At 54.0% G+C, this 23,129-nt stretch carries 15 protein-coding genes and 1 other annotated feature; of the genes, 1 reads left to right on the forward strand and 14 read right to left on the reverse strand.

The genetic code is table 11. The features are described 5' to 3' along the window. Positions 1–270 precede the first annotated feature (270 nt). The 6 genes from A0U42_RS01075 to smc all read right to left on the reverse strand — a co-directional run bounded on the left by A0U42_RS01075 (position 271) and on the right by smc (position 11,154). Positions 271–3,423 carry an efflux RND transporter permease subunit gene (locus A0U42_RS01075; protein WP_065359533.1) on the reverse strand — a complete coding sequence of 1,051 codons (3,153 nt, stop codon included), beginning with the start codon at positions 3,421–3,423 and terminating at the stop codon, positions 271–273. A gap of 12 nt (positions 3,424–3,435) precedes the next feature. After that, entirely contained in the window at positions 3,436–5,202 is a 1,767-nt protein-coding gene (locus A0U42_RS01080) for an efflux RND transporter periplasmic adaptor subunit (protein ID WP_255304071.1), read from the reverse strand. Between the two features lie 130 nt (positions 5,203–5,332). Next, entirely contained in the window at positions 5,333–5,836 is a 504-nt protein-coding gene (thiW, locus tag A0U42_RS01085; protein WP_065359534.1) for an energy coupling factor transporter S component ThiW, read from the reverse strand. Then, the gene (gene thiM / locus A0U42_RS01090) at positions 5,823–6,641 is read right to left on the reverse strand and encodes a hydroxyethylthiazole kinase (protein ID WP_065359535.1); all 819 of its coding nucleotides are present in this window, start codon (positions 6,639–6,641) and stop codon (positions 5,823–5,825) included. Before thiM ends, thiW begins: the two co-directional genes overlap by 14 nt. 14 nt (positions 6,642–6,655) lie before the next feature. Beyond that, positions 6,656–7,597, reverse strand: coding sequence for a signal recognition particle-docking protein FtsY (ftsY, locus tag A0U42_RS01095; RefSeq protein ID WP_065359569.1), 942 nt, complete (start codon positions 7,595–7,597; stop codon positions 6,656–6,658). 2 nt (positions 7,598–7,599) lie between these two features. Then, positions 7,600–11,154 carry a chromosome segregation protein SMC gene (gene smc, locus A0U42_RS01100; protein WP_065359536.1) on the reverse strand — a complete coding sequence of 1,185 codons (3,555 nt, stop codon included), beginning with the start codon at positions 11,152–11,154 and terminating at the stop codon, positions 7,600–7,602. Positions 11,155–11,399: 245 nt separating this feature from the next. Here smc and A0U42_RS01105 point away from each other — a divergent pair, with 245 nt between their 5' ends. Next, the gene (locus tag A0U42_RS01105) at positions 11,400–12,353 is read left to right on the forward strand and encodes a magnesium transporter CorA family protein (RefSeq protein ID WP_044503466.1); all 954 of its coding nucleotides are present in this window, start codon (positions 11,400–11,402) and stop codon (positions 12,351–12,353) included. Positions 12,354–12,361: 8 nt separating this feature from the next. Here the strand turns inward: A0U42_RS01105 and A0U42_RS01110 are convergent, their stop codons facing one another. The 8 genes from A0U42_RS01110 to leuS form a co-directional block, all read right to left on the reverse strand. After that, positions 12,362–13,153: a ribonuclease HII gene (locus A0U42_RS01110; RefSeq protein ID WP_065359537.1), complete on the reverse strand. Its 792-nt coding sequence runs from the start codon at positions 13,151–13,153 to the stop codon at positions 12,362–12,364. Position 13,154: 1 nt separating this feature from the next. After that, positions 13,155–14,018 (reverse strand): ribosome biogenesis GTPase YlqF, encoded by an 864-nt coding sequence (gene ylqF, locus A0U42_RS01115; protein ID WP_065359538.1) that lies wholly within the window; start codon positions 14,016–14,018, stop codon positions 13,155–13,157. A 138-nt stretch (positions 14,019–14,156) separates the two neighbouring features. Next, a complete protein-coding gene (thrS, locus tag A0U42_RS01120) occupies positions 14,157–16,064 on the reverse strand; it encodes a threonine--tRNA ligase (protein ID WP_065359539.1) in 1,908 nt (635 codons plus the stop codon). A gap of 36 nt (positions 16,065–16,100) precedes the next feature. Next, positions 16,101–16,318, reverse strand: a binding site (T-box leader). 143 nt (positions 16,319–16,461) lie between these two features. Next, entirely contained in the window at positions 16,462–17,478 is a 1,017-nt protein-coding gene (locus tag A0U42_RS01125) for an electron transfer flavoprotein subunit alpha/FixB family protein (RefSeq protein ID WP_065359540.1), read from the reverse strand. 20 nt (positions 17,479–17,498) lie between these two features. Further along, positions 17,499–18,314, reverse strand: coding sequence for an electron transfer flavoprotein subunit beta/FixA family protein (locus A0U42_RS01130; RefSeq protein ID WP_044503461.1), 816 nt, complete (start codon positions 18,312–18,314; stop codon positions 17,499–17,501). A 73-nt stretch (positions 18,315–18,387) separates the two neighbouring features. Further along, positions 18,388–19,539, reverse strand: a complete 1,152-nt coding sequence (locus A0U42_RS01135) for an acyl-CoA dehydrogenase (protein ID WP_044503460.1) — start codon at positions 19,537–19,539, stop codon at positions 18,388–18,390. Positions 19,540–19,890: 351 nt separating this feature from the next. Then, positions 19,891–20,505, reverse strand: coding sequence for a CoA pyrophosphatase (locus A0U42_RS01140; RefSeq protein ID WP_065359541.1), 615 nt, complete (start codon positions 20,503–20,505; stop codon positions 19,891–19,893). A 106-nt stretch (positions 20,506–20,611) separates the two neighbouring features. Further along, a complete protein-coding gene (leuS, locus tag A0U42_RS01145) occupies positions 20,612–23,092 on the reverse strand; it encodes a leucine--tRNA ligase (protein ID WP_176698829.1) in 2,481 nt (826 codons plus the stop codon). Positions 23,093–23,129 lie beyond the last annotated feature (37 nt).

A 23,129-nucleotide genomic window follows, 5' to 3' on the forward strand; every position in this document is an offset into this window, starting at 1 on the left:
CCATGACCGGATCTCCGGGACTCGCGGTGCAGTCCCTCCGATGTTAGCCATGGTAAAAGACGAATTTCTCATTTACCTCATTACTATATAACATAGAAAGTCGGATTCTGTCAATACAAAGTGTGTCAAAACCGATAGATGTACGGCCTCTGTATCCCCTTTTCCATACTTTCGGCAGATCAAAAAAGACGGATGGAAGCCACAAAAAAACACGCCCTGCCCCAAAGGACAGAGCGTGCTGATAGTATAAAACAAGGTATGAACCGGGGGCTACATGTCTTTCAGCCGTCCGACTTCACTCTTTGGTCTCACCTTTTTATGGCCAAAGTTTTCGACGATGATGAACATCATGGGAATGAGGAAGACGCCAACGATGGTCGCAACGGACGTACCGAAGACGACGGTGATCCCCATGTTGACACGCGAGGCGGCACCGGCACCGGAGGCCATGGCCAGCGGAATGGAGCCGACGACGAAGGCCAGGGACGTCATGATGATCGGGCGCAGACGGATCTTGGCGGCTTCAATAGCAGCCGACACGGGATCCATGCCGCGCTCATCGACACGGACTTTGGCGTATTCGATGATCAGGATGGCGTTCTTGGCAGCCAGGCCGATGACGGCCAAGATACCGATCTGGAAGTAGATGTTGTTCTGCTGGCTCAGGAGGTAGGCAAAGAGAGCTGCCCCAAAGACACCGGCCGGCAGACTGAACAGTACGGCAAAGGGAACCTTCCAGCTTTCATAGAGGGCTGCCAAGACGAGGAAGACGAAGAGGATGGCCAAGGCAAAGACGTAGACCGTCTTGTTGCCGGCTTCGATTTCTTCACGGCTCATGCCGCTCCATTCGTAGGCATAGCCTTCGCCGAGGGTATCGGCTGCGATTTCTTCCAAGGCTTTAATGGCGTCGCCGGAGCTGTAGCCATTGGCCGGAGCCCCTTGGATGGTAATAGCCGGATAGTCATTGAAACGAGTGATGATCGATGCCGATCCCATCGGTTTCGGACGAACGAAGTTCGATACCGGAACGAGCTGGTTGCTCGAGTTGCGGACATAGATATGGTTGTTGGCATCGACGGTTTCACGGAATTCCGGAGAAGCCTGGACGATAACCTTGAAGTTACGGCCAAAGATGGTGAAGTCATTGACCTGATAGGAACCGTAGAAGGACTGGAGCGTCGAATAGAGGTCGCTCAGGGAGACGCCTTCACGGGCGACTTTGTCGCGGTCGATTTCGAGCTCATAGCCCGGTGTATCCGCAGCAAAAGCGGTGTAGACCGAACCGATTTCCGGACGCTGACGGGCAGCGGCGATGACTTTCTGTGCCGTTTCTGACAGTTCGGCCGTCGTATGGCCGCCGCGGTCTTCGAGCTGCATGGTGAAGCCTGACGACGTACCCATGCCATCGATTGGCGGCGGGTTTAAGGCGATGATCGAGGCCTGGGGAATCTGGGCGCCGCGGGCCATGATCTTACCCATCAAAGCGTCGACGGAGAGATCCTTCGTCGTCCGTTCATCCCAGTCGTCAAGGCCGATGAAGGCAGCGGCGGCGTTCGACTTCTGGCCGCCTGCCAGAAGGCCGTAGCCGACGATATTCATGGCCTGCGATACGCCGGGCTGTTCTTTGAGCCAGTTGCCCATTTCTTCACTGATTTTCTTCGTTTCCGTCTGAGAAATACCTTCCGGAAGGGTGATATCCATCATGACGAAGGCACTGTCTTCAGCCAGTACGAAGCCCGTCGGCATGACCCGGAAGACGCCGAGGGTGGCCGCACTGATGACGATCAGGAAGACGACGCACCAGCGCAGGTGGAGCTGTAAGTGAGCCAGGATCTTGCCATAGCCTGCGATGAGGCGGTCGAACCATTCATTGAATTTATTGAAGAATTTGTAAATCCCTTTTGGATTTTCTTCGGGCTTATGGATATTCAAGATGGTCGCGCACATGGCCGGCGTCAGGGTCAGGGCGACGAAGGCCGAAATGAGGACCGAGACGGCAATGGTCAAGGCGAACTGGCGGTAGAGGATACCGCTCATGCCGCTTAAGAAGGCGACAGGGATGAAGACCGAAGCCAAGACGCAGGCGACGCCGATAACCGGGTTCTGTACGTTTTCCATGGCGATGATCGTCGCCTCTCGCGGACTTCGGGCGTTGTATTTAATTTCATATTCGACGGCTTCGATGACGACGATAGCATCGTCGACGAGGAGGCCGATAGCCAAGACCATGGCGAACAAGGTCAAGGTGTTGATGGAAAAGTCAAGGACGGAAAAGAGGGCAAAGGTACCGAGGAGGGATACCGGGACGGCGATCAACGGAATGAGTGTCGACCGGCCGCTCTGGAGGAAGAGGTATACGATGAGGGCAACCAAGAGCAGGGCTTCGATGAAGGTTTGGATAACTTCTTCGATGGAGGCCCGGACGAACTTCGTGCTGTCGTATACGACTTCATAGTCCATATCGGACGGGAAGGATTCCTTGGCCTTTTCAAGGACGGCTTTCGCACCGCTGACGGACTGCATGGCATTGGCATCAGCCGTCAGGCTGATCATGAAGCCGGCAGCATTACTGTCATTGAGTTTGGACGTGACGCTGTAGTCTTTCGAACCTAAGTTAACTTCCGCTACGTCGCCGACGCGGACCATGGTCCCGTCGGAGTTGGTGCGGATGATGACGTTCTTAAACTGTTCGGCCGTTTGCAGACGGCCGTCGGTACGCATGGTGTACTGATAGGTCTGGTTGTTGGCCGACGGCTGAGCGCCGATGGTACCGACGGCAGCCTGGGTGTTCTGGGCCGAAATGGCCGAAATGACATCCGTCGGCGTGACGTTCAGGATGCTCATCTTCATCGGATTGAGCCAAATACGCATGGCATAGTCCGAACCGAATTCCTGAACACTGCCGACGCCGGGAACGGATTTCAAGGCATCCATGAAGTACTGGGTCGCATAGTTCTTCATGAACGTAGCGTCGTACGACCCATTCGGCGAAACGAGGGCGAATACCATGGCCATGGAACTCGTCGACTTCTGGACTGTAACGCCCGTCGCCGTAACTTCTGACGGCAGGGTCGAAGAAACCTGGCTGACGCGGTTCTGGGTATTGACCGTATCCATGTCGCCGTCACTGCCCGTTTCGAACTGGGCCGTCAGCGAATAGGTCCCGTTGTCATTACTGGAACTTTCCAAGCTGACCAGGTCGTCGACACCGACCATTTGGCGTTCGATGACGCTGGCGACGGTCGTGCCGATGACTTCGGCGTTGGCCCCGGGGTAAGATGCCGACACGCAGACCTGGGGCGGCGTAACGTTCGGGTATTTAGCTACCGGCAGGGTTGCGATGGAAAGCAGACCGAGGATGGAGATGATCAGGGAAATGACGACGGCGAAAATAGGCCTGTCAATAAAAAACTTTGATATCACGGTCTCGCCTCCCTACTTGTTTGACGACGAGTCAGAAGCCGTATTGGAGTTATCGTTATCGATATCCGCCTTGGTCAGCAGGTGCTGGTCGAGGGTCGCTCCCTTGGCTTTCTGATAGCCGTCGACGATGACGATATCGCCGCTCTGAAGTCCGCTGGTGATGATCCAGAATTTACCGACTTTCTGGCCCGGCGTAACTTCCCGAGTCTGAGCCTGTCCATTGCCGTCGATGACAGAAACGTAGTATTTACCGAGGGGCTGCTGGACAGCCCGCTGAGGTACGGACAAGGCACTGCGTTGAATTCTGGTATCGGAAATGACCGTAGCATAGAGGCCGGGGATGAGGAGGTTTTCCGGATTGTCAAAGACAGCTTTGATGACGATCGATCCGGAGCTGCCGTCCATGCCGTGGTTGACCTGGGCAATACGGCCGGCATAGGGATACATGGAGCCGTCGCTCAGGCGGAGCAGGAGGTGATCGCCCCAGTTATTGCCAGCGCCGTCACTGCCCTGCTTGGTCATCTGCAGGTATTCGGCTTCACTGATGGAAAATTCGACATAGACCGGGTTGCTCGACGAAATGGTGACCAGTGCCGTCGAACCGGCTGTCGCAAAGGTACCGATGGGGACGTCGTCGACGTTCAGTTTACCGCTGAAGGGTGCGTAGACGATGGTATCGTCGACGTTATCCTGGGCGGCATCGACCTGGGCCGCATTGGCCGCGACGACAGCTGCTTGCTGGCGCGTAGCCGCTTCCTGGTCGGTTACGGTCTGCTGCGGAATGGCATCCTGGCTGGCCAGGGCCTGGTAACGGCGCAGATTTAACTGCTCGTTGGCTAAACTGGCTTCGGACTGGGCCTGCGTTGCCCGGGCCTGGGCTAAGGCGGCATCGTACGTACGGCTGTCGATGCGGAACAAGGCCTGGCCGGCCGTGACATCCTGACCGCCCTGGACGTATTTTTCTACGACTCGGCCGGAAATCCGCGGCTGAACGGGTACCTTATCCATAGCCGATACGGTACCGCTGTATTCAGCTTGAATGGGAGTGTCTGAGGCGACGACTTTATACGTATTGACAGCAACGGCCGCTTTCGCTGCGTCTTTATCAGCACCACAACCGGCTAGGAGCGCCGCAGCCGTCAGGACGGCAACACTCATCGTCGCGAGTTTGCGTTTTTGTATCATCTTTTTTTTTCCTCCTATTTCTTTCGATTCCTGATTTTTAATGCCGTACAATAAGACCTTTATACAACGTTTCATATAGGCACTAAAACTGGAATCTTGATTGACATCATTGAAGTAATCGATGATATCATCGGCTGCGCTGTGCAGCATGCGCAATAACAGGACTTTGTCAAAAGGTTTGAAGGCCCCTGTCTGCTGGGCTTCATCGAGGATTTGTTCCAAGAGACTCCAATCCTTTTGGTAGCGGGACTGCAATCGATCATAGACGTCGGGCATCTTCACTAAAAGGTCAGAGACCTTCCGGACCGACAAGACCTGCCAGTTTTCATCCGGCACGTCGAAATAGGCAATCAATTTCTCTTCACAGGTCAGGCTGTCGTCGTCGACGAGCTCCCGATGGTATTGGTAGACCCTTTCAAGAAACGAACTGATCGCTTCTTCCACGATTTCCTGCTTTGACGAAAAATATTCGTACAAGGTTCGCTTACTGATGCGCAGCTTGCGGGCTAAATCATCCATGTGGAAATCGGAACCGTGCCGGTCGATTTCACGCAAGGCTTCCGCCAAAATCTTGGCGCGGATATTTTCTGTCATTCAAACACATCCTACTCACAAAAATATAACATACTGTCTCTGAAACTCAAACATAAAACCCAGTACCACTTTATAGTTTAATATACCGCACTATATAAGTCAATATAAGGTTGTAAACAACTTGTAATTATTATTTTCCCAATTGGCCGGCCAATTTACGAACCGGCAAAAAGCGGTATAACAGGGCTCCGCAGGCGGCACCGAGACAGGTATTGGGTAAAAAAGCAACGATAAAAAACCACAAGGCCACGGCTTTGGAATCTAAGACGAAGGCCGCCACGGGGTAGGCGATGAGGCCGCCTAAAAGTCCGGTCCCGATGATTTCACCGACGACGGCCCCCCAGATGGAACCGGTTCTTTTATATAAGATGCCGGCCAGGGCGGCACCGATCATGCTGCCGGGATAGGCAAGGACCGTCCCGACGCCCATAGCCATGCGGATCGACGAGATACAGAAGGCACCGGCCGTCGAATAGCGCCAGCCGACGAGGACGGCTAAGAGTACGTTGATGAGATGCTGCAGGGGAAAGACGCGGGCCCCGCCGAAGGGAAATGAAACGAAGGGAGCCAGCAAGACTCCGATGGCGATGAAGATAGCCGTCACCGTCATTCTTTTAAGTTCAACATTGTTCATGGGTAATCAAGACCTTTCCATACTGTTGCAACAGATCGCCATTCAGGCTGTAAAAAGCATCGAAGAGGCGGGCGTGAAAAGAACCGGGACCGGCACTGCCGCCTCGTTCAAGGGCCAGTTCCCCGCCGATGCCCATGGCCGTGACGCCGGCGACAGCTGCCGTGAAGGCGTCGCTGACGGCGGCAAAGGAGCCGATGAGAGACGACGTCATGCAGCCCGTGCCCGATACATAGGTCAGCATGGGGCAGCCGTTATGGACGGCAGCCGTCTGCTTGCCGTCGGAAATGATGTCGACGGCGCCGGTAATGGCAATGGTCGTCCCCAGTTTTTGGGCAAGTTCGGCCGCCAAGGCGCTGCCTGTGGTACCGACCAGGCTGTCGACGCCGAGGTTCTTCCCGCTCTTATGATCGGCCAGGCAGGTGATTTCCGCCGCATTGCCGCGGATGACCGAAAGGGGCAGTTCCCGGACCAGGCGCAGGGCCGCTTCCGTGCGAAAGGTCGTCCCGCCGGCCCCGACAGGGTCGAAGATGATGGGAACGCCCTTACGGGCTGCCGCCTTTCCGGCCAGGATCATGGCCTCCAGGGTCCACTGCTGGAGGGTACCCAGATTGAGGACCAGTGCTTTCGCGGCCGACGCCATTTCGGCCACTTCTTCGACGGAATTGGTCATCGTCGGCGAGGCGCCGATGGCTAAGGTCGCATTGGCGCAGTCGTCCATGGTGACAAAGTTAGTAATGTGATGAATGAGGGGCCGTTCCCGGCGCAGGGCCGCAAGTTTCGAGCCCATGTCTTCGACGATGGTCATGACCTCCTCCCTCCTTATTCGCCGCCCTCTTCACGGGCAGCGACGTTCTTGTCGAAGAGGGCATCGGCAAACTGAGCAGCATCGAAGGGACGAAGGTCGTCGACGCCTTCACCGACGCCGACCCAGCGGACAGGAACACCCAGTTCCCGTTTAATCGACAGGATGACGCCGCCTTTGGCCGTGCCGTCGAGCTTGGTCAGGACGACACCGGTCAAAGGAACGACGTCGCCGAAGAGCTTGGCCTGGCTGACGGCATTCTGTCCCGTCGTGGCATCGAGGACGAGCAGCGTTTCCTGGGGAGCCCCGTCGATGTTGCGGCCGGCGATGCGTGCCATTTTCCGCAGTTCTTCCATGAGGTTGGACTTGGTCTGCAAGCGGCCTGCCGTATCGACCAGGAGGATATCAATGTTCCGGGCTTTCGCCGAAGCCGTGGCGTCGAAGACGACGGCTGCCGCATCGGCCCCTTCCTGATGCTTGACGATGGGAGCGCCGACCCGTTCGGCCCAGATGGTCAGCTGTTCCGACGCGGCAGCCCGGAAGGTATCGCCGGCAGCCAGCATGACCGATTTCCCCTGTTCTTCATAGTATTTCGCTAACTTGCCGATGGTCGTCGTCTTGCCGACGCCGTTGACGCCGACGACGAAGATGACCCGTGTCCCCTCCGTTTCCGGCAGGGGTTCATCGTTTTCATTCAAAAGCTTGACGATGCCCCCTTCGAGGTAAGGTACGACGTCGTTCCCGTCTTTGATATCCCGGTTCTTGACGCCGGTCCGAATCTGATTGAGGAGGTATTCCGTCGTTTCGACGCCGATATCACCGGTCAGCATGACCGCTTCCAAGTCGTCATACATGTCGTCGTCGATTTTCGCGTAGCCGCGGACGACGGTCTCTATATTTTGAATGAGCGAGTGTTTCGTCTTTTCTAAGCCTTTTCGAAGTTTTGAAAAAAATCCCATGATCATGTTCCTTCCTTTAATAATTCATCTACTTTGACCGACAGCAGCCGCGATACGCCCTTTTCTTCCATGGTGACGCCGAGGAGCGTATTGGCCGCTTCCATCGTCTTGCGGCGGTGGGTGATGACGATGAACTGCGTCGAGCCGCTGTAATTCTGGAGATACTTGGCCATGCGCTCTACATTGGCTTCGTCGAGGGCCGCGTCGACTTCGTCGACCAGACAGAACGGCGCCGGATGAAAGGCCAAAAAGGCCAAGAGCAGGGCGATGACCGTAAGGGCTCGTTCGCCCCCCGAGAGGAGGGTCAGAGACTGCTGTTTCTTTCCCGGCGGCCGGATGTAGATTTCGACACCGGACTCTAAGATGTGTTCTTTATCGGTCAGGGCCAAATGGGCCGTGCCGCCTTCAAAGAGGCAGCTGAAAATCTGCTGGAAATGGACGCCGATATCTTGAAAGGCCTGACCGAATTGGTCAGCCATGGCCTTGTCGATGTCGGCGACGACGGCCCGCAGCTTTTCTCTCGATTCTTCTAAATCGAGGCACTGCTTCTTGTAAAATTCTTGTTTATCCAGGGCTGCCTGATAGTCGTCTTCGGCAGCCGGGTTGATGGTACCTAAGGCCGTTATTTGTGATTTTAACTGACTGACCTTGTCGTGAAGCTCTTTCAGCGAGCCTTCGCGGCGCCGATCCATGGCTTCCTGCCGACTCAGGCCCTGCATGGCCAGCCGTTCTTCATGATGACTGATATCGCTCTTATATTTTTCCATCTGGATATCGGCGGCATTGAGGCGCTGCTGCCAGGTCTGACTGCGCCTACGCAGGTCGTCGACGAGTTCGTCCAGGTCATGGCTCTGCTGCAGCCGTTCGCTGCGGCTCTTATAGAAAGCTTCTTTGGCCTCATCGGAACGAGCCGTTTCGGCCTTCTTCACTTCGATATTCTGAGCCAGCTCCTGTAAGAGCCTTTCCGTCGTTTGGCGGCGCTCGCGAAGGTCCTTACGCCGTTGCGCAAGGATTTCCTGCTGACTCGTCAATTCGTCCTGCCAGGAAGCGTGCTGAGTCAGCTGTTCTTCCCCATGGCGGACCTGTTCTTTTAAGGTCGCCGCCGTGATCTGACATTCCGTCAGGTTCTTCCGGCACCGCTCCGCTTCGGCCTTGGCTGCATCGGCTGCGGCCTGCCACTGGTGAATGTCCGTTTCCGGTTCTTCTTCCAGGGCCGAGAGGGCCTTTTCTTTGGAAACGAGGTCGGCTTGGATATCCGAGCGGGCCGTGTCGAGGGCTTCGACGCGCTTATCCATATCGGTCACGGTCTTTTCAAGGCCGCGCAATTCCGAAGCGAGCTGCGCAGCCTGCCATGCGGCTTGGCCCGATTCCTGCTTGGCCTTTTGCAGGGCTTCTTCGGCCGCCTCCAAGACCTGTTTCCCGTCTTCAGCCGTTCGGCGCAAAGCCTTACCCTTTTCCGTCAACCCTTGGAGCTTTTTTTGACCGTCGTCAAGGTGCTGCTGCAAGTCTTCCATCAAGGCTCTGCGGCTGATGAGGGAGCCTTCCTGATTTCGCGTACTGCCGCCGGTCAGGGAGCCGCCGGCATTGAACTGCGTGCCGTCGAGGCAGACGATGCGCAGGCGGTGGCCGTATTTCTTAGCGACAGTCGACCCCGTGTCCATCGTATCGGCCAAGAGGGTCTTCCCCAATAAAGACGTAAAGACCGTCTTATATTTTTCTTCATACGTAATGACATCAGAGGCAAAACCCAGGATGCCTTTTTCGGATGCGGCCCGTTCTTCATCGGCGGTCCGCGTCCGGTTTCTCAGGGTATCCAGGGGCAGGAAGGTCGTCCGGCCGGCTTTCTTTTCTTTTAAATAGGAAATGGCCTGTTTGGCCGCCCCTTCGTTTTCAGCCACGACGTACCGGGCCGCGGCTCCCAGGGCAATGTCGACGGCGACGGCAAATTTACCGGGAATGCGGCATAATTCGCCGACGGCGCCGCAAAGTTCTCTGCGCCAGGGCTGCGATGCCGTAAGGACGACCTTGACGGCCCGGCCCAAGCCTTCGTGTTCTTGTTCCATGCTCCGTAAGACGCCGATGCGCTGTTGAGCCCCGTCGACGTCACTGCGAAGACGGCGATAGTCTCGTTCGACGTCCTCCAGGAGGGCCTGCGCCTTGGCAGCGGCCTCCTTCTGAGCGGCAACCTCCTTTTCCCGGTCTCGAAGGCGTTGCTGCCACTGGTCTCTTCGGTCTTCGACATCCTGACTACGGCCCTTCAAGTCTTCCAAGGCCTGCTTTTTTTCTTCGAAAGCGCGAAAGGCTTCTTCACAGGCGTCGGCATTTTCTTCTAAGCGGCGGCGCAGGTCATCGCGGTCGCGGCGTAGCATGAAGGCGTCGCGGCTGCGGCTGGAATTGGCATCGAGGCGTTCCTTTAGGGCGTCGGCTGCTTGTTTAGCCTTGTCGTCCGCTTGGGTGACTAAAGTTTCGGTCAGGGCCAGGGCCTTTTGAGCCGCTGCCAGCTCGGTTTCCTTTTGTTCCTTCTGCTGCCGCAGTTCTTTCTCCTTGGCTTCCCAAGACGTCTGCCGCTCTTGGAGCTGGCCTTCATCCTTTTCATCGGCAGCCTGCTGCTCAGCCAGCTCGGCTTTTCGCTGAATGCAGGCTTCCTGGCGATGGGTCAGGCTGTCCAATTCGTTGTGCACGGCCATGGCTTCCTCATCGAGGCGGCGCAGTTTTTCTTCTTCCGCCGCCATGGAGGCCATGAGGGCCTTGCGCCGCTGTTCGGCATCGGTCAAGGCTTTGGCCGCTTCCTGTTCTTCCGCCGCTGCCGACTGGCGGCTGTTTTCGGTTTTGGCCAAGAGGCGTTCGCTGTTGCGCAGCTCCTGCAAGGTCAAAGTTCCTTCATAGGCCAGTCGTTCGCTGTCGAGGGTTCGGAACTCCTTCAGTGTTTCAGCCTGTTTCTGCAAGGGCTCCAGCTGCTCTTCGAGGACACTGGTAAGGTCGCCGATGCGTTCCAAATTGCGTTCCGTTTCCGCAATTTTTCGCAGGCCTTCGGCTTTTCGCCCCTTAAAGCGGCTGATGCCGGCCACTTCTTCAAAGATGACCCGCCGTTCTTCAGGCTTGCTGTTCAAGATGCGGTCGACGCGGTTCTGGCCGATGACGGCCATGGAATCCTGACCGATACCGGTGTCGGCAAAGAGGATGTGGATATCCTTTAAGCGGCACGGCCGACGGTTGATATAGTATTCACTGTCACCGGACCGGAAGAGGCGCCGGGTGACGACGACTTCCGTAAATTCCGTGTCCAGGGCATGGTCGCTGTTATCAAAATAGAGCGATACTTCGGCCGCACCTTGAGGCCGGCGGGTTTGTGTACCGGCAAAGATGATGTCTTCGGCACGCTGGCCCCGCAGTTGGCGGATGTTCTGTTCCCCCATGACCCAGCGGACGGCATCGGAAATGTTGCTCTTACCGCTGCCGTTGGGCCCGACGATGGCCGTAATCCCCTTATCAAAGTTCAAAATTGTCTTATCGGCAAAGGATTTGAAGCCTCTCAGCTCCATTTTTAATAACTGCATAATGGTTTACTCTCTTCATCAGCCGTGAGTACGAATTTTCTGGTCATACGCAGGCCTCCCCTTATTTTTTCGTATAGTTATCATACCATAATTAGCCGTCCGTCGCCAGCCGCACCTCTTCGCCGCCGGGACAGACAAAGATTGTGTAAAAAATCCCCAAAAGGGTTGACGAACGAAAGATTAATGATTATATTAGAATTTGGGGTTAGAGGCCCTGATTCTGCAGAAAGGGAGAGTACCGTAACATGATTCAAGTTTACAAGCACAGCAACGGCCACTTGGATGGAAACATTTCCTTGGCATCGGCTGAAAAAGGCTCATGGATCAACGTCGTAAACCCGGATTCCGACGATTTGCAGCTCGTATCCATGGTCACGGAAATCCCCACCGATGTTTTGAAAACCGCCTTGGACACGGAAGAACGTTCCCACGTTGAAATCGAAGACAACTACATCTTCGTCGTCATCAACATTCCCGTCGTCCTGGAAACGGACAGTTACGACACACTGCCCCTCGGTATCTTCATCACATCCGACTTCATCATCACCCTCTGTATCGAGGAGACGGAAGTCATGCGCGCTTTTACGAAAAACACCTATCCCCTGTTCCACACCTTTAAAAAGACGCGCTTCTTATTTCAAATACTCTATCGTTCGGCAACCTTATTCCTTCGTTACTTAATGCAGATCAATCACCGAACGGATGATCTCGAAGAAACACTGCGCCATTCCATGCGCAACAAGGAATTTTTCATGCTCTTGGAATTACAGAAATCCTTGACCTACTTCACATCGGCCCTCAGGGGCAACGGCATCGTCATGGAGCGCCTCATGCGCCTGCGCCGCAACACGGCCCTTCACCATCTCATTAAAATGTATGAAGAAGACGAAGACCTCCTGGAAGACGTCATCATCGAAAACAAGCAGGCTATCGAAATGGTTGAAATGTATTCCAACATCCTTATGAGTATGTCCGATACCTTCGCGTCGATCATTTCCAACAACCTGAACTTAGTCATGAAATTCTTAGCCTCGATTACGATCATGCTGGCAGTTCCGACGATTATCTTCAGTTTATGGGGCATCAACGTCCAGGTCCCCTTCCAAGATACGGCCAACGGCTTCTTCTACGTATCCGGCATCGCCCTCATCTGTACGATTACGGCGGCTATCTTATTGTGGCGAAAGGATTTATTCTAAAAGTTATGCTAAAAACTGCCTTGCCCCTGCACCATGCTCTTGATCGGTTCAAAAGACCGCCGGTGTATCGGACAGGGCCCATATTCCCGAAGGGCTTCCATATGCATCTTCGTCAAATATCCCTTGTGGACGGCAAAGCCGTACTGGGGATATTTTTTGTCGTATTCGACCATCAGCCGGTCTCGCGTCACCTTGGCGATGATCGACGCGGCGGCGATGGACGCGCTTAAGGCGTCGCCGTGGACCAGGGACCGATGCGGCATCGTAAGGTCCCGCAGGGGCATGGCATCGACCAGGACGGCTTCGGCCGGAACGGCAAGGCCTTCTACCGTCTCGTACATGGCCTGCATCGTCGCATGGTAGATGTCGAGGCGGTCGATGTCCTTTTCTGATTTTGCGATACACGACACGGCCACGGCTTCGGCCATGATTTTATCGTACAGCTCGTCTCGTTTGGCGGGCTGTACTTTTTTGCTGTCATTAAGGCCCGGACAGTCCCAAAAGGGCGGCAGGATGACGGCGGCTACCATGACCGGACCTGCCGCAGGGCCGCGGCCGGCTTCGTCGATACCGGCTACATGGTACAGGCCCTGGCGGTAATACTGCCCTTCCGGATCATAGAGGTGAAGGACCCGTTCCCGTTCCTCTTCTTCCTTGATTTTCCGCTTCATGTAGGTGTCGGCCAGCTTTCGGACCGACACCCGGCCGTCGCCCTTCATGGCCGAGAGCAACGCTTCGATGTCCCGGCCTTGGGCCAGCAGCTCTTTCAGGTCGGCTACCTTTAATTTGGCAATGTCCATGTCATTCATCCCCTTCAAATTCACCGAGGCGGTCGAGGGAAATGGCGCCGATCACGCCTTCGCGAAACTCTTTCAAGATGAGTTTATACGTCTTTTCCAGGTCGACGACGCCGCCGGAGACGATACAGCCCCGCTTGCGGCCGATGGCTTCAATCGTTTCCAGTGGCTTGTCACTGAGGGCTTCCAGCTTATACCGGCCTTTCAGGGCTTCCGGATAGCGGTCGGTCAGCTCCTCCATGAGCCGGCAAATGACCGTTTCCATATCGAAGACGGTATCGGAAATGGCCCCCGTTGCGGCCAACCGGTAGGCACTGGTCTGATTTTCCAGTTTCGGCCACAAGACGCCCGGCGTATCGAGGAGGTCGAGCTGGTCGCCGATGTGGACCCACTGCTTGCCCTTCGTTTCCCCGGGCTTATCGGCCGTCTTGGCGGCGCTTCTGTGGGACAACTTATTGATCAGCGTCGACTTGCCGACGTTGGGGATGCCCAGGATCATGGTCCGGACGGCGCGGTTCTTGAGGCCCCGGGCCTTCCAGCGTTCGAGCTTGGGCGCCGCTAAGGAGCGGATGAGGGACACGAGCTGTTTGACTCCCTTGCCGCCTTTGCTGTTGAGGGCCATGACCTTTCTCCCCTGCTGTTTATAGTAGGCCACCCATTCGTCGACGACGGCCGGATCGGCCAAATCGGCCTTATTGAGGACGACGACGGACGGCTTGTCGCCGATGAGGGATTTGATCATGGGGTTGGTGCTGCTCAACGGGATGCGGGCGTCGACGAGTTCGATGACGACGTCGATGATTTTGAGATTTTCCTGAATCAGGCGCTTGGCCTTGGCCATATGGCCGGGATACCAGTTGATTATCATAGAAACTCCTTTATAGAAAAAAGAAAGGGGGCTGTTCCTAAAAACAGCCCCTTTTCACTGTCCTGAGACAGCGAATGACAGTATAAGCGATTTCGTCCTTCGAGGGCTTACCATAGGGCATGCTTTCGACAAAGGAGATTAGCCTTCTCTAGTTGCGCTCACATGAAGGATGTGTTCGATGACGTCATCGATCGGCTTGTCGCCTAAATCACCTTTCGAGCGGTCGCGCAGGCCGAAGGCACCGTTTTCCATTTCCTTATCGCCGACGACGGCCATGTAAGGAACTTTTTCCATCTGTGCCTTGCGGATCTTGTAACCCAGTTTTTCATTGCTTTCGTCCACTTCGACGCGGATGCCTTTGGCTTCCATCTTCTTGGCGACGTCCTGGCAGTAGGCCAAGTGTTTTTCAGAGATCGGCAGGATCTTGATCTGAACCGGAGCCAGCCAGGTCGGGAAGGCGCCGGCATAGTTTTCGGTCAAGATGCCGATGAAGCGTTCGATCGAACCGTAGACGACGCGGTGGATCATGACCGGACGGTGTTTCTGGCCGTCTTCCCCGGTGTAGGTCAGGTTGAATTTTTCCGGCAGGAGCATATCGAGCTGGATGGTACCGCACTGCCAGGTACGGCCGATGGAGTCCTTCAAGTGGAAGTCGATCTTCGGACCGTAGAAGGCGCCGTCGCCTTCGTTGATGCTGTAGTCGAGGCCGAAGTCATCCATGGCTTTGCGCAGGGCATCGGTCGTCATTTCCCAAGTAGCGTCGTCGCCCATGGAGTTGTCCGGACGAGTCGACAGTTCAGCGTGGTAGGTCAGTCCGAAGGTTGCATAGACTTCGTCGAAGAGGCGGATCGTTTCCTGGATGACGTCTTCGATCTGGCTGGGCATCATGAAGATGTGGGCATCGTCCTGGGTGAAGCAGCGGACGCGGAACAGGCCGTGGAGGGCGCCGGACAATTCATGACGGTGAACGAGTCCCAGTTCGCCGATGCGCAGGGGCAGTTCCTTATAGGAATGAGGTTCGTTGGCATAGACCAACATGCCGCCCGGGCAGTTCATCGGTTTGATGGCGTAGTCTTCATCGTCGATCTTGGTGAAGTACATGTTTTCTTTGTAATGATCCCAGTGACCGGAAGTTTCCCAGAGTTCGCGGTTCATGATCATCGGGGTCATGACCTGCTGGTAGCCGTAGCGGCGGTGAACTTCGCGCCAGTAGTCGATGAGCAGGTTGCGGACGATCATGCCCTTCGGCAGGAAGAAGGGGAAGCCCGGGCCGTATTCGCTGAGCATGAACAGGCCGAGCTGTTTGCCCAATTTACGATGGTCGCGCTTTTCAGCTTCTTCCATCATCTTCAAGTAGTCGTCGAGTTCGGATTTCTTTTCAAAAGCCGTCCCGTAGATACGCTGGAGCATCTTGTTTTTTTCATCGCCCCGCCAGTAGGCACCGGCAACGGTCTGGATCTTAAAGGCTTTGACCCGGCCTGTCGATTCGCAGTGCGGACCGGCACAGAGGTCGTAGAAGTCGCCTTGGCGATAGACGGAGATGACGGCATCTTCCGGAAGGTCCTGGATGAGTTCTACTTTATAATCCTGGCCGGCATCTTTGAACATCTTCAACGCGTCGGCACGGGAGAGAATTTCTTTGGTAATGGGAAGGTTTTCTTTTACGATCTTAGCCATTTCAGCTTCAATGGCACCGAAGTCGTCCTGTGTGAAGCGGTGTTCTGTATCGAGGTCATAGTAGAAACCATTTTCAATGGACGGGCCAATGGCGAACTTGACGCCCGGATAGAGGTGCTGAATCGCCTGGGCCATGATATGAGAGGCTGTATGGCGAAGGGTATCCTTCCCTTCCTGATCGGCAAAGGTGAAGAATTCGACCGTCGAGCCGTCGACGATGGTTTCACGAAGGTCCGTGACTTCGCCGTTTACCCTTGCGACCAATACTTTTTTAGCAAGACTGTTGCTCAGTTCTTTTACGGCCTGGGCAAGAGAAATGCCATCGGAAAATTTTTTTTTGCTTCCATCTTTCAACAGTAATTCTGCCATACGAAACATCCTCCTTAATAAAAAAAGCCCTCGTCCTCAAGGGACGAGAGCATTACTCACGTGGTTCCACCCTAGTTCACCAGGAAAAATCCCAGCGTACTCAAGCGCCGTAACGGGGCGTCCGGAGCTTCTTACTCAGTTCAGAAACTCAGCTCCAAGGCGGTAACTTTTCAGTCTTTATAAGGTACTCCCAGCAACGTACCTCTCTCTGTCATAAAGGAGCTGTAAAGTGTTGTCCTTTTCAAAGCTTTTCTCTTATATCTAAGGTATGCGTAAATTATACGGCACGTTTCGGGCCTTGTCAAGTGAGAGAAACCATCTTTCCACCCGGAATATGTCGCAAAAAAAAGCACTGCCTCACAAGAGACAGTGCTTTGATTATGCACAATCAGGTAACTTATGCAATGCCTTTCTTTTTCTTGATAGCTGCGGTGAGCATCGGAAGAACTTTGTAGACATCGCCTACGATACCGTAGTCGCAAACTTTGAAGATCGGAGCATCTTCGTCTTTGTTGATGGCGATGATGCAGTCAGAGCCGGACATACCAGCCAAGTGCTGAATAGCACCGGAGATAGCGCAGGCAATGTAGATCTTCGGAGCAACGGTTTTACCCGTCTGGCCGACCTGATGGAGAGCGCTGATCCAGCCAGCGTCAACTGCGGCACGGGAAGCACCGACAGCGCCGCCGAGAACGTCTGCGCATTCTTTCAGGATGCCCGTAGCGAACGGTTCTTCACCATTCATGCCGCGGCCGCCGGAAACGATGATGTCAGCGTCTTCGATCTTAACGCCTTCGCCGCCCATTTTAATGAGTTCGACGAAACGAGTCATCATGTCAGCATCGGAAACTTTGACTTCTTTTTCGATAACTTCACCCGTTGCATTGGGGTCAGCTTCCGGTTTTTTGAAAACGTGCGGACGAACCGTACCCATCTGCGGGCGGTTGTCTTTACAAATGATTTCAGCCATGATGTTGCCGCCGAGAGCCGGACGAGTCCAAACGATGGTCTTGCCGTCGTCGTCAACGCTGAGCTGCGTGCAGTCAGCCGTAAGGCCCGTTTTCAAGGTGTTGGCAACGCGAGGGCCGAGGTCACGGCCGATGTTGGTTGCACCGACGAGGAATACGTTAGCTTTTTCTTCTTCGAAGAAGTCGCAAAGAACTTTTGCATATGCCGTCGTATTGTAATGTTCGAGTTTAGGATCGTCATAGACGAAAACTTTATGAGCACCGTGAGCGATCAGTTCCTGTGCCAACGGTTTTACATCTTTACCAATAAGAATAGCGCCGACTTCGTCGCCAATGGTGTCAGCCAAGATGCGGGCCTGACCCAACAATTCAAAAGATACATCACGTAATTTGCCTTCAAACTGTTCAGCAATTACATAAATGCCTTTGCATTCTGCTAAATCCATTTTCACTGTTCCTCCTTGAATTAAATGATTTTCTGGGCAGTCAGTTTTTCCATGAGCTGGTCGACGATTGCCTGTTCGTTGTCGTCTTCAACTTTGAGAACGAGACCGCCGGATCTCTGAGGCGGAGTGAAAGTTTTACGAACTTTTGTCGGAGAACCACTCAAACCGATAAGCGTTTCGTCAACGCCGATAGCAGCAGCGTCTAAGGTCGGGATTTCACGGCGTTTTGCTTTCATCGTGCCGCGGATGGTCGGGAAACGCGGTTCATTCAAGTCTTTTACGGCTGTGATGAGGACAGGGAAATTAGCTTCAGTTACGATGTAGCCTTCTTCATTTTCCTGCTGGACAGTGACTTTGTCGCCTTCGACTTTGATGTCGCGAGCATACGTAATCTGCGGAATACCGAGTTCGCAAGCGATCTGCGGGCCAACCTGAGCGGTATCTCCGTCGATAGCCTGTTTGCCGCAAAGAACCAAATCAAATTTTTCGATGCCTTTGAGTTCAGCAACTTTTTTAACAGCCTGTGCCAAAGCATAGCCCGTGGCTAACGTATCGGAGCCGCCGAGTTTACGGTCAGATACGAGATAAGCATCGTCAGCACCCATAGCGAGACCTTCACGAAGGACATCTTTAGCCTGTTCAGGACCCATGGAGAGTAACGTGACTTTGACGTTATCCTTATCAGCGTCTTTCAACTGCAGAGCACCTTCCAGTGCGTTCTGGTCGAAGGGGTTGAAAATGTTAGGAACACCAGCACGGATGATGGTATTTTTTACGGGGTCAATCTTAACTTCTGCTGTGTCCGGAACCTGTTTGACACATACCAATATTTCCATTTACGTTTGCCTCCTAAAGTCTTTTTTTATGCAACAGGCTTGGCTGATGCCAAGCCTGCATCATAAACTTCAATTATCTTAACAGAGCACCAGCTGTAACCATGAGCTGAACTTCGTTCGTGCCTTCGTAGATCTGAGTGATCTTAGCATCGCGCATATGACGAGCAGCCGGATATTCTTCGCTGTAGCCATAGCCGCCGAAGATCTGGACAGCTTCAGTGGAAACACGCATAGCAACGTCGGAAGCAACGCGTTTTGCGATAGCAGCTTCAACCGTGAACGGTTTGCCTTCCTGTTTCAAGCAAGCAGCTTTGTAAACGAGGTTGCGAGCAGCTTCGATCTGCATCTTCATGTCAGCCAATTTGAAGGAAACGGACTGGAATTTGCAGAGCGGTTTGCCGAACTGTACACGCTGTTTGGAGTATTCAACAGCATCTGCCAAAGCAGCTTCTGCAATGCCGAGAGCCTGAGCGCCGACGCCGATACGGCCGCCGTCGAGGGTCATCATAGCGATCTTGAAGCCTTTGCCTTCTTCGCCGAGCATGTTTTCAGCCGGAACTTTGACGTCCTGGAATACGAGTTCCATCGTGACGGACGTATGGATGCCCATCTTGTCTTCTTTTTTACCATAAGTGAAGCCAGGCATGCCGTCTTCGAGGATGAAGGCCGTGATGCCGTGGTTGCCTTTGCTCTTGTCGGTCATAGCGAAGACAATGTAGATATCAGCATGGCCGCCATTGGTGATGAAGATCTTGGAGCCGTTCAGGGTGTACGTGCCGTCGTCGTTTTTAACAGCGACAGTCTGCTGGCCGGAAGCGTCCGTGCCGGCATTCGGTTCGGTCAAGCCGAAAGCGCCGAGTTTCGTGCCTTCAACCAAGGGAACCAAGAATTTTTCTTTCTGTTCTTCCGTGCCGAACTGCCAAATCGGGTTAGCACAGAGGGAAACCGTTGCAGACAAGGTGATGGAAACGCCAGCATCGTATTTAGCTAATTCTTCAACAGCCAAGATGTAGCTCAAAACGTCGCCGCCGTCATCGCCGGCACCGCCGTACTTTTCTTCAAAGTAAGCGCCTGTGATGCCCAAGCTGAGCAGTTCAGCGATCAGTGCGTCATCATAAATGCCCTGATGGTCGCGTTCCATGATCGTAGGAGCTAATCTCTTTTCACCGAAATCTCTAGCGAGGTTCATGAAATCCTGTTGTACTTCTGTTAAGTTAAAATCCATGATGTGTCCACTCTCCTTAGTGTATAGTTAATTTACAGTAAAGCCTTAAGATAAAACCTGAAATCTGAGACAATACATTGTCCGGTTGATACAAAAAAACAGCTTGGATATATATTCACACGGTCTCAGTGCTTACAAGTGCATTGTACAACTTTTCACAAGTTAAATCAATAGCAAAAGTGCTATAAATCACAATATAACCATTCCATTTTCTCATCTTAAAGTATTAACAAGACTTTTTGGTACTAGCAAGGCAAAAAGGAGAAAATAGCCTTGACACGGTACGTCTTATTTTACTGTCGGTTTTTATTCTTATACCTAACTATACTGGTTACAAATACTTAGGAAAGCTTACGGTTGTATTATAGCACGGATACCCCTAAAGTTGTCAAGGATATGTGCCGTAATTCCCCAAATTTTATAATCGCCGTACGTATAAATCTTTACCTGGTAGGTCCGGCGCGGCCGCCACTGGCCTCGCATGGGCATGTCCAGGTCCTTCGGAAAGTCCGGTGCCGGCCGGGTTGCCAGCTCGATGTTGCCGATTTCCGGCTGATGGGCGTCGAACCATTTCAAGGGAACCGTAAAGGTGTGGTCGACTTCGCCGGCACTGAGGGTAAAATCACTGGTATCCATATAGGCGGCAAAGGGCCAGACGGTGACGCCGACAGGCGATTCCAGGTAGTCCAAAGGCCCCCAGAGGTGGATGTGGTCGGCAGAAACGCCCAGTTCTTCCCTCGTTTCCCGCAGGGCTGCCGCCAAGGGACTCTCGTCGGTCTTATCGATGCGGCCGCCGGGAAAGCAGATTTCTCCGGGCTGCCAGTCGAGCTTGGAACTGCGGACTTCAAACACTAAATGTTCTTCCCCGTCTTTGTGAATGACCGGTACCAAGACAGCGCAGGGAACGGTATTGAGGCAGTGGTTTTGACGGACAATGCGCTCGGGCCAAGGCGTAAAAGGCTTCATGTCAATCTCCTTTCAGGTATAGATTACGTTACAATAAGTACAATCTAAAGAAAAGGAGACTGCCTGACAGACAGTCCCCTCCTTTGTTAAGTATATTCACATTTCTTTATTTAACGACGATATTGATGATTTTCTTCGGTACGACGATAAATTTGACGACTTTTTTATCGCCGATGAATTCTTTAATATGCGGCAGGGCCAAGACCTGTGCTTCGAGGGCTTCCTTATCGGCATCGACGGCGACGGTCAGGCGGTCGCGGACTTTGCCGTTGACCTGGATCGGCAGTTCGATTTCATCGACGACGAGGGCCGTCTTGTCGACTTCCGGCCAGGATTCCTGGTGGACGCTGCCTTCAAAGCCGCAGATCTGCCACAGTTCTTCCGTAATATGCGGCGTAAAGGGCGCCAGCATCTTGAGCAGGTTCTTATTGGCTTCAAGAGCTACGTCGTCATGGATCGTCGTGTTGGCACCGGCATAGGCGTGCATGGCGTTGACGAATTCCATGATCGAGCTGACGGCTGTATTGAGGCCGTATTCGCCGTCTTTACCGAGGACGTCTTCGGTGACCTTGGAAATGGCCTTGAATTCTTCAAAGCGCAGTTCTTTTTCCCCTTCAGTATAGGCCTTATGGGAGTCACCGACTTTTTCCATGTCCCGGAACTGGTGAACGATGCGCCATACGCGGTTCAAGAAGCGGTACGAGCCTTCGACGCCCTGATCGGACCAAGCCAGATCACGTTCGGGCGGAGCGGCAAAAAGGATGAATAAGCGGGCCGTATCGGCACCGTATTTGGCGATGATATCTTCCGGCGATACGATGTTGCCCTTAGATTTACTCATCTTGCTGCCGTCGAGGAGAACCATCCCCTGGGTCAGGAGGCGTTCAAAGGGTTCTTTCGCTTCGATGAGGCCGGCGTCATGGAAGACCTTCATGAAGAAGCGGGAGTACATGAGGTGAAGGATGGCGTGTTCGATGCCGCCGATGTACTGGTCGACGTTCATCCAGTGATTGCCCTTCTTCGGATCCCAGGCCTGTTCATCGTTGCGGGCGTCGGTATAACGCAGGAAGTACCACGACGAGCAGATGAAGGTATCCATCGTATCCGTTTCCCGTTTCGCCGGGCCGCCGCATTTCGGGCAGGTGCAGTTGACAAAGCTGCTGCTCGTCGCCAAGGGCGATACGGCACCGGCCGTGAATTCGACGTCTTCCGGCAGCTTAACCGGCAGCTGGTCTTCGGGGACGAGCTGTTCGCCGCAGGTCGGGCAGTAGATGATGGGAATGGGAGCGCCCCAATAGCGCTGACGGGAAATGAGCCAGTCCCGGAGCTTATAGTTTACGGTCTTTTTGCCAAGGCCTTTGTCAGCCAGCCATTTGGTGATGGCTTTGCGGCCTTCTTCGTCGGTCAGGCCGTTGAATTCACCGGAATTGACCAAGGTGCCCGGTTCGTGGTAGGCCCCTTCCATGGTCGCAAGATCGAGGTTCTGTTCTTTATTCTGGACGACGAGGCGCAGGGGCAGGCCAAATTCTTTAGCAAATTCCCAGTCGCGCTGGTCGTGAGCCGGTACGCCCATGACGGCGCCGGTACCGTAGTCGGCCAAGACGTAGTTGGCGATCCAAATGGGGACCTTTTCGTTGTTGACCGGATTTACGGCATAAGCCCCGGTAAACATGCCTTCCTTCTTGGCGTCCGTCGCCGTGCGGTCGATGTCGCTCATGTTCTTCATGCGGGTAATGAAGGCCCGGAGTTCGGCTTCATTTTCCTTGCCTTTGATGAGGTCGGCAACGTATTCGTGTTCCGGAGCCAGGACGATGTAGGTAACGCCGAAGATCGTATCGACACGGGTCGAGAACATGGGTACCTTTTTGCCGATTTCCGGGATGTCGAAGGAGAATTCGGCCCCTTCACTGCGGCCGATCCAGTTCTTCTGCATGGTCTTGACCCGTTCCGGCCAGCCCGGCAGTTCTTTGAGGTCGTCTAAGAGGCGGTCGGCATAGTCCGTGATCTTGAAGAACCACTGTTTGAGGTCCTTTTTGACGACGGGATTGTCGCAGCGCCAGCACTTGCCGTCAATGACCTGTTCGTTGGCAAGGACGGTGTTGCACGTATCGCACCAGTTGACCTTGGCTTCTTTGCGGTAGGCCAGGCCCCGTTTGTAGAACAGTTCAAAGATCCACTGGGTCCATTTATAATACTTTTCATGGCACGTCGCTACTTCGCGGTCCCAGTCGTAGGACAGGCCCAAGGCCTTTTGCTGACGGGTCATGTTTTCAATGTTGCTGTACGTCCATTCTGCCGGCGGAATATTGTGTTTAATGGCTGCGTTTTCAGCAGGCATGCCGAAGGCATCGTAACCCATAGGATGGAGAACGTTGTAGCCGTTCATGCGGCGGTAGCGGGCGATGACGTCACCGATGGTGTAGTTGCGGACGTGGCCCATATGAAGATTCCCCGACGGATACGGGAACATTTCCAATACGTAATACGGCGGTTTGCCGTTGTCTTCGCTGCAGCAGTCACAGTGGTGTTCTTCCCATACGTGCTGCCATTTCTTTTCGATTTCCTGTGGAATATACTTTTCCAATATAAGAGCCTCCTATCCTGCCCCAGTCAAAATAAAGACA

Origin of the sequence: Megasphaera sp. DISK 18, assembly GCF_001682955.1 — a bacterium.
In the GTDB taxonomy this organism is placed as follows: domain Bacteria; phylum Bacillota; class Negativicutes; order Veillonellales; family Megasphaeraceae; genus Megasphaera; species Megasphaera massiliensis.

Bases quoted from the DNA above. Each gene is read 5' to 3' on its own strand.
- thiM (WP_065359535.1), bottom strand. From the start codon at position 6,641: ATGACCATCGTCGAAGACATGGGCTCGAAACTTGCGGCCCTGCGCCGG.
- A0U42_RS01135 (WP_044503460.1), bottom strand. From the start codon at position 19,539: ATGGATTTTAACTTAACAGAAGTACAACAGGATTTCATGAACCTCGCT.
- thiW (WP_065359534.1), bottom strand. From the start codon at position 5,836: ATGAACAATGTTGAACTTAAAAGAATGACGGTGACGGCTATCTTCATC.
- ftsY (WP_065359569.1), bottom strand. From the start codon at position 7,597: ATGGGATTTTTTTCAAAACTTCGAAAAGGCTTAGAAAAGACGAAACAC.
- A0U42_RS01080 (WP_255304071.1), bottom strand. From the start codon at position 5,202: ATGACAGAAAATATCCGCGCCAAGATTTTGGCGGAAGCCTTGCGTGAA.
- A0U42_RS01130 (WP_044503461.1), bottom strand. From the start codon at position 18,314: ATGGAAATATTGGTATGTGTCAAACAGGTTCCGGACACAGCAGAAGTT.
- ylqF (WP_065359538.1), bottom strand. From the start codon at position 14,018: ATGATAATCAACTGGTATCCCGGCCATATGGCCAAGGCCAAGCGCCTG.
- thrS (WP_065359539.1), bottom strand. From the start codon at position 16,064: ATGGCAGAATTACTGTTGAAAGATGGAAGCAAAAAAAAATTTTCCGAT.
- A0U42_RS01110 (WP_065359537.1), bottom strand. From the start codon at position 13,153: ATGGACATTGCCAAATTAAAGGTAGCCGACCTGAAAGAGCTGCTGGCC.
- A0U42_RS01140 (WP_065359541.1), bottom strand. From the start codon at position 20,505: ATGAAGCCTTTTACGCCTTGGCCCGAGCGCATTGTCCGTCAAAACCAC.
- A0U42_RS01125 (WP_065359540.1), bottom strand. From the start codon at position 17,478: ATGGATTTAGCAGAATGCAAAGGCATTTATGTAATTGCTGAACAGTTT.
- A0U42_RS01105 (WP_044503466.1), top strand. From the start codon at position 11,400: ATGATTCAAGTTTACAAGCACAGCAACGGCCACTTGGATGGAAACATT.
- smc (WP_065359536.1), bottom strand. From the start codon at position 11,154: ATGCAGTTATTAAAAATGGAGCTGAGAGGCTTCAAATCCTTTGCCGAT.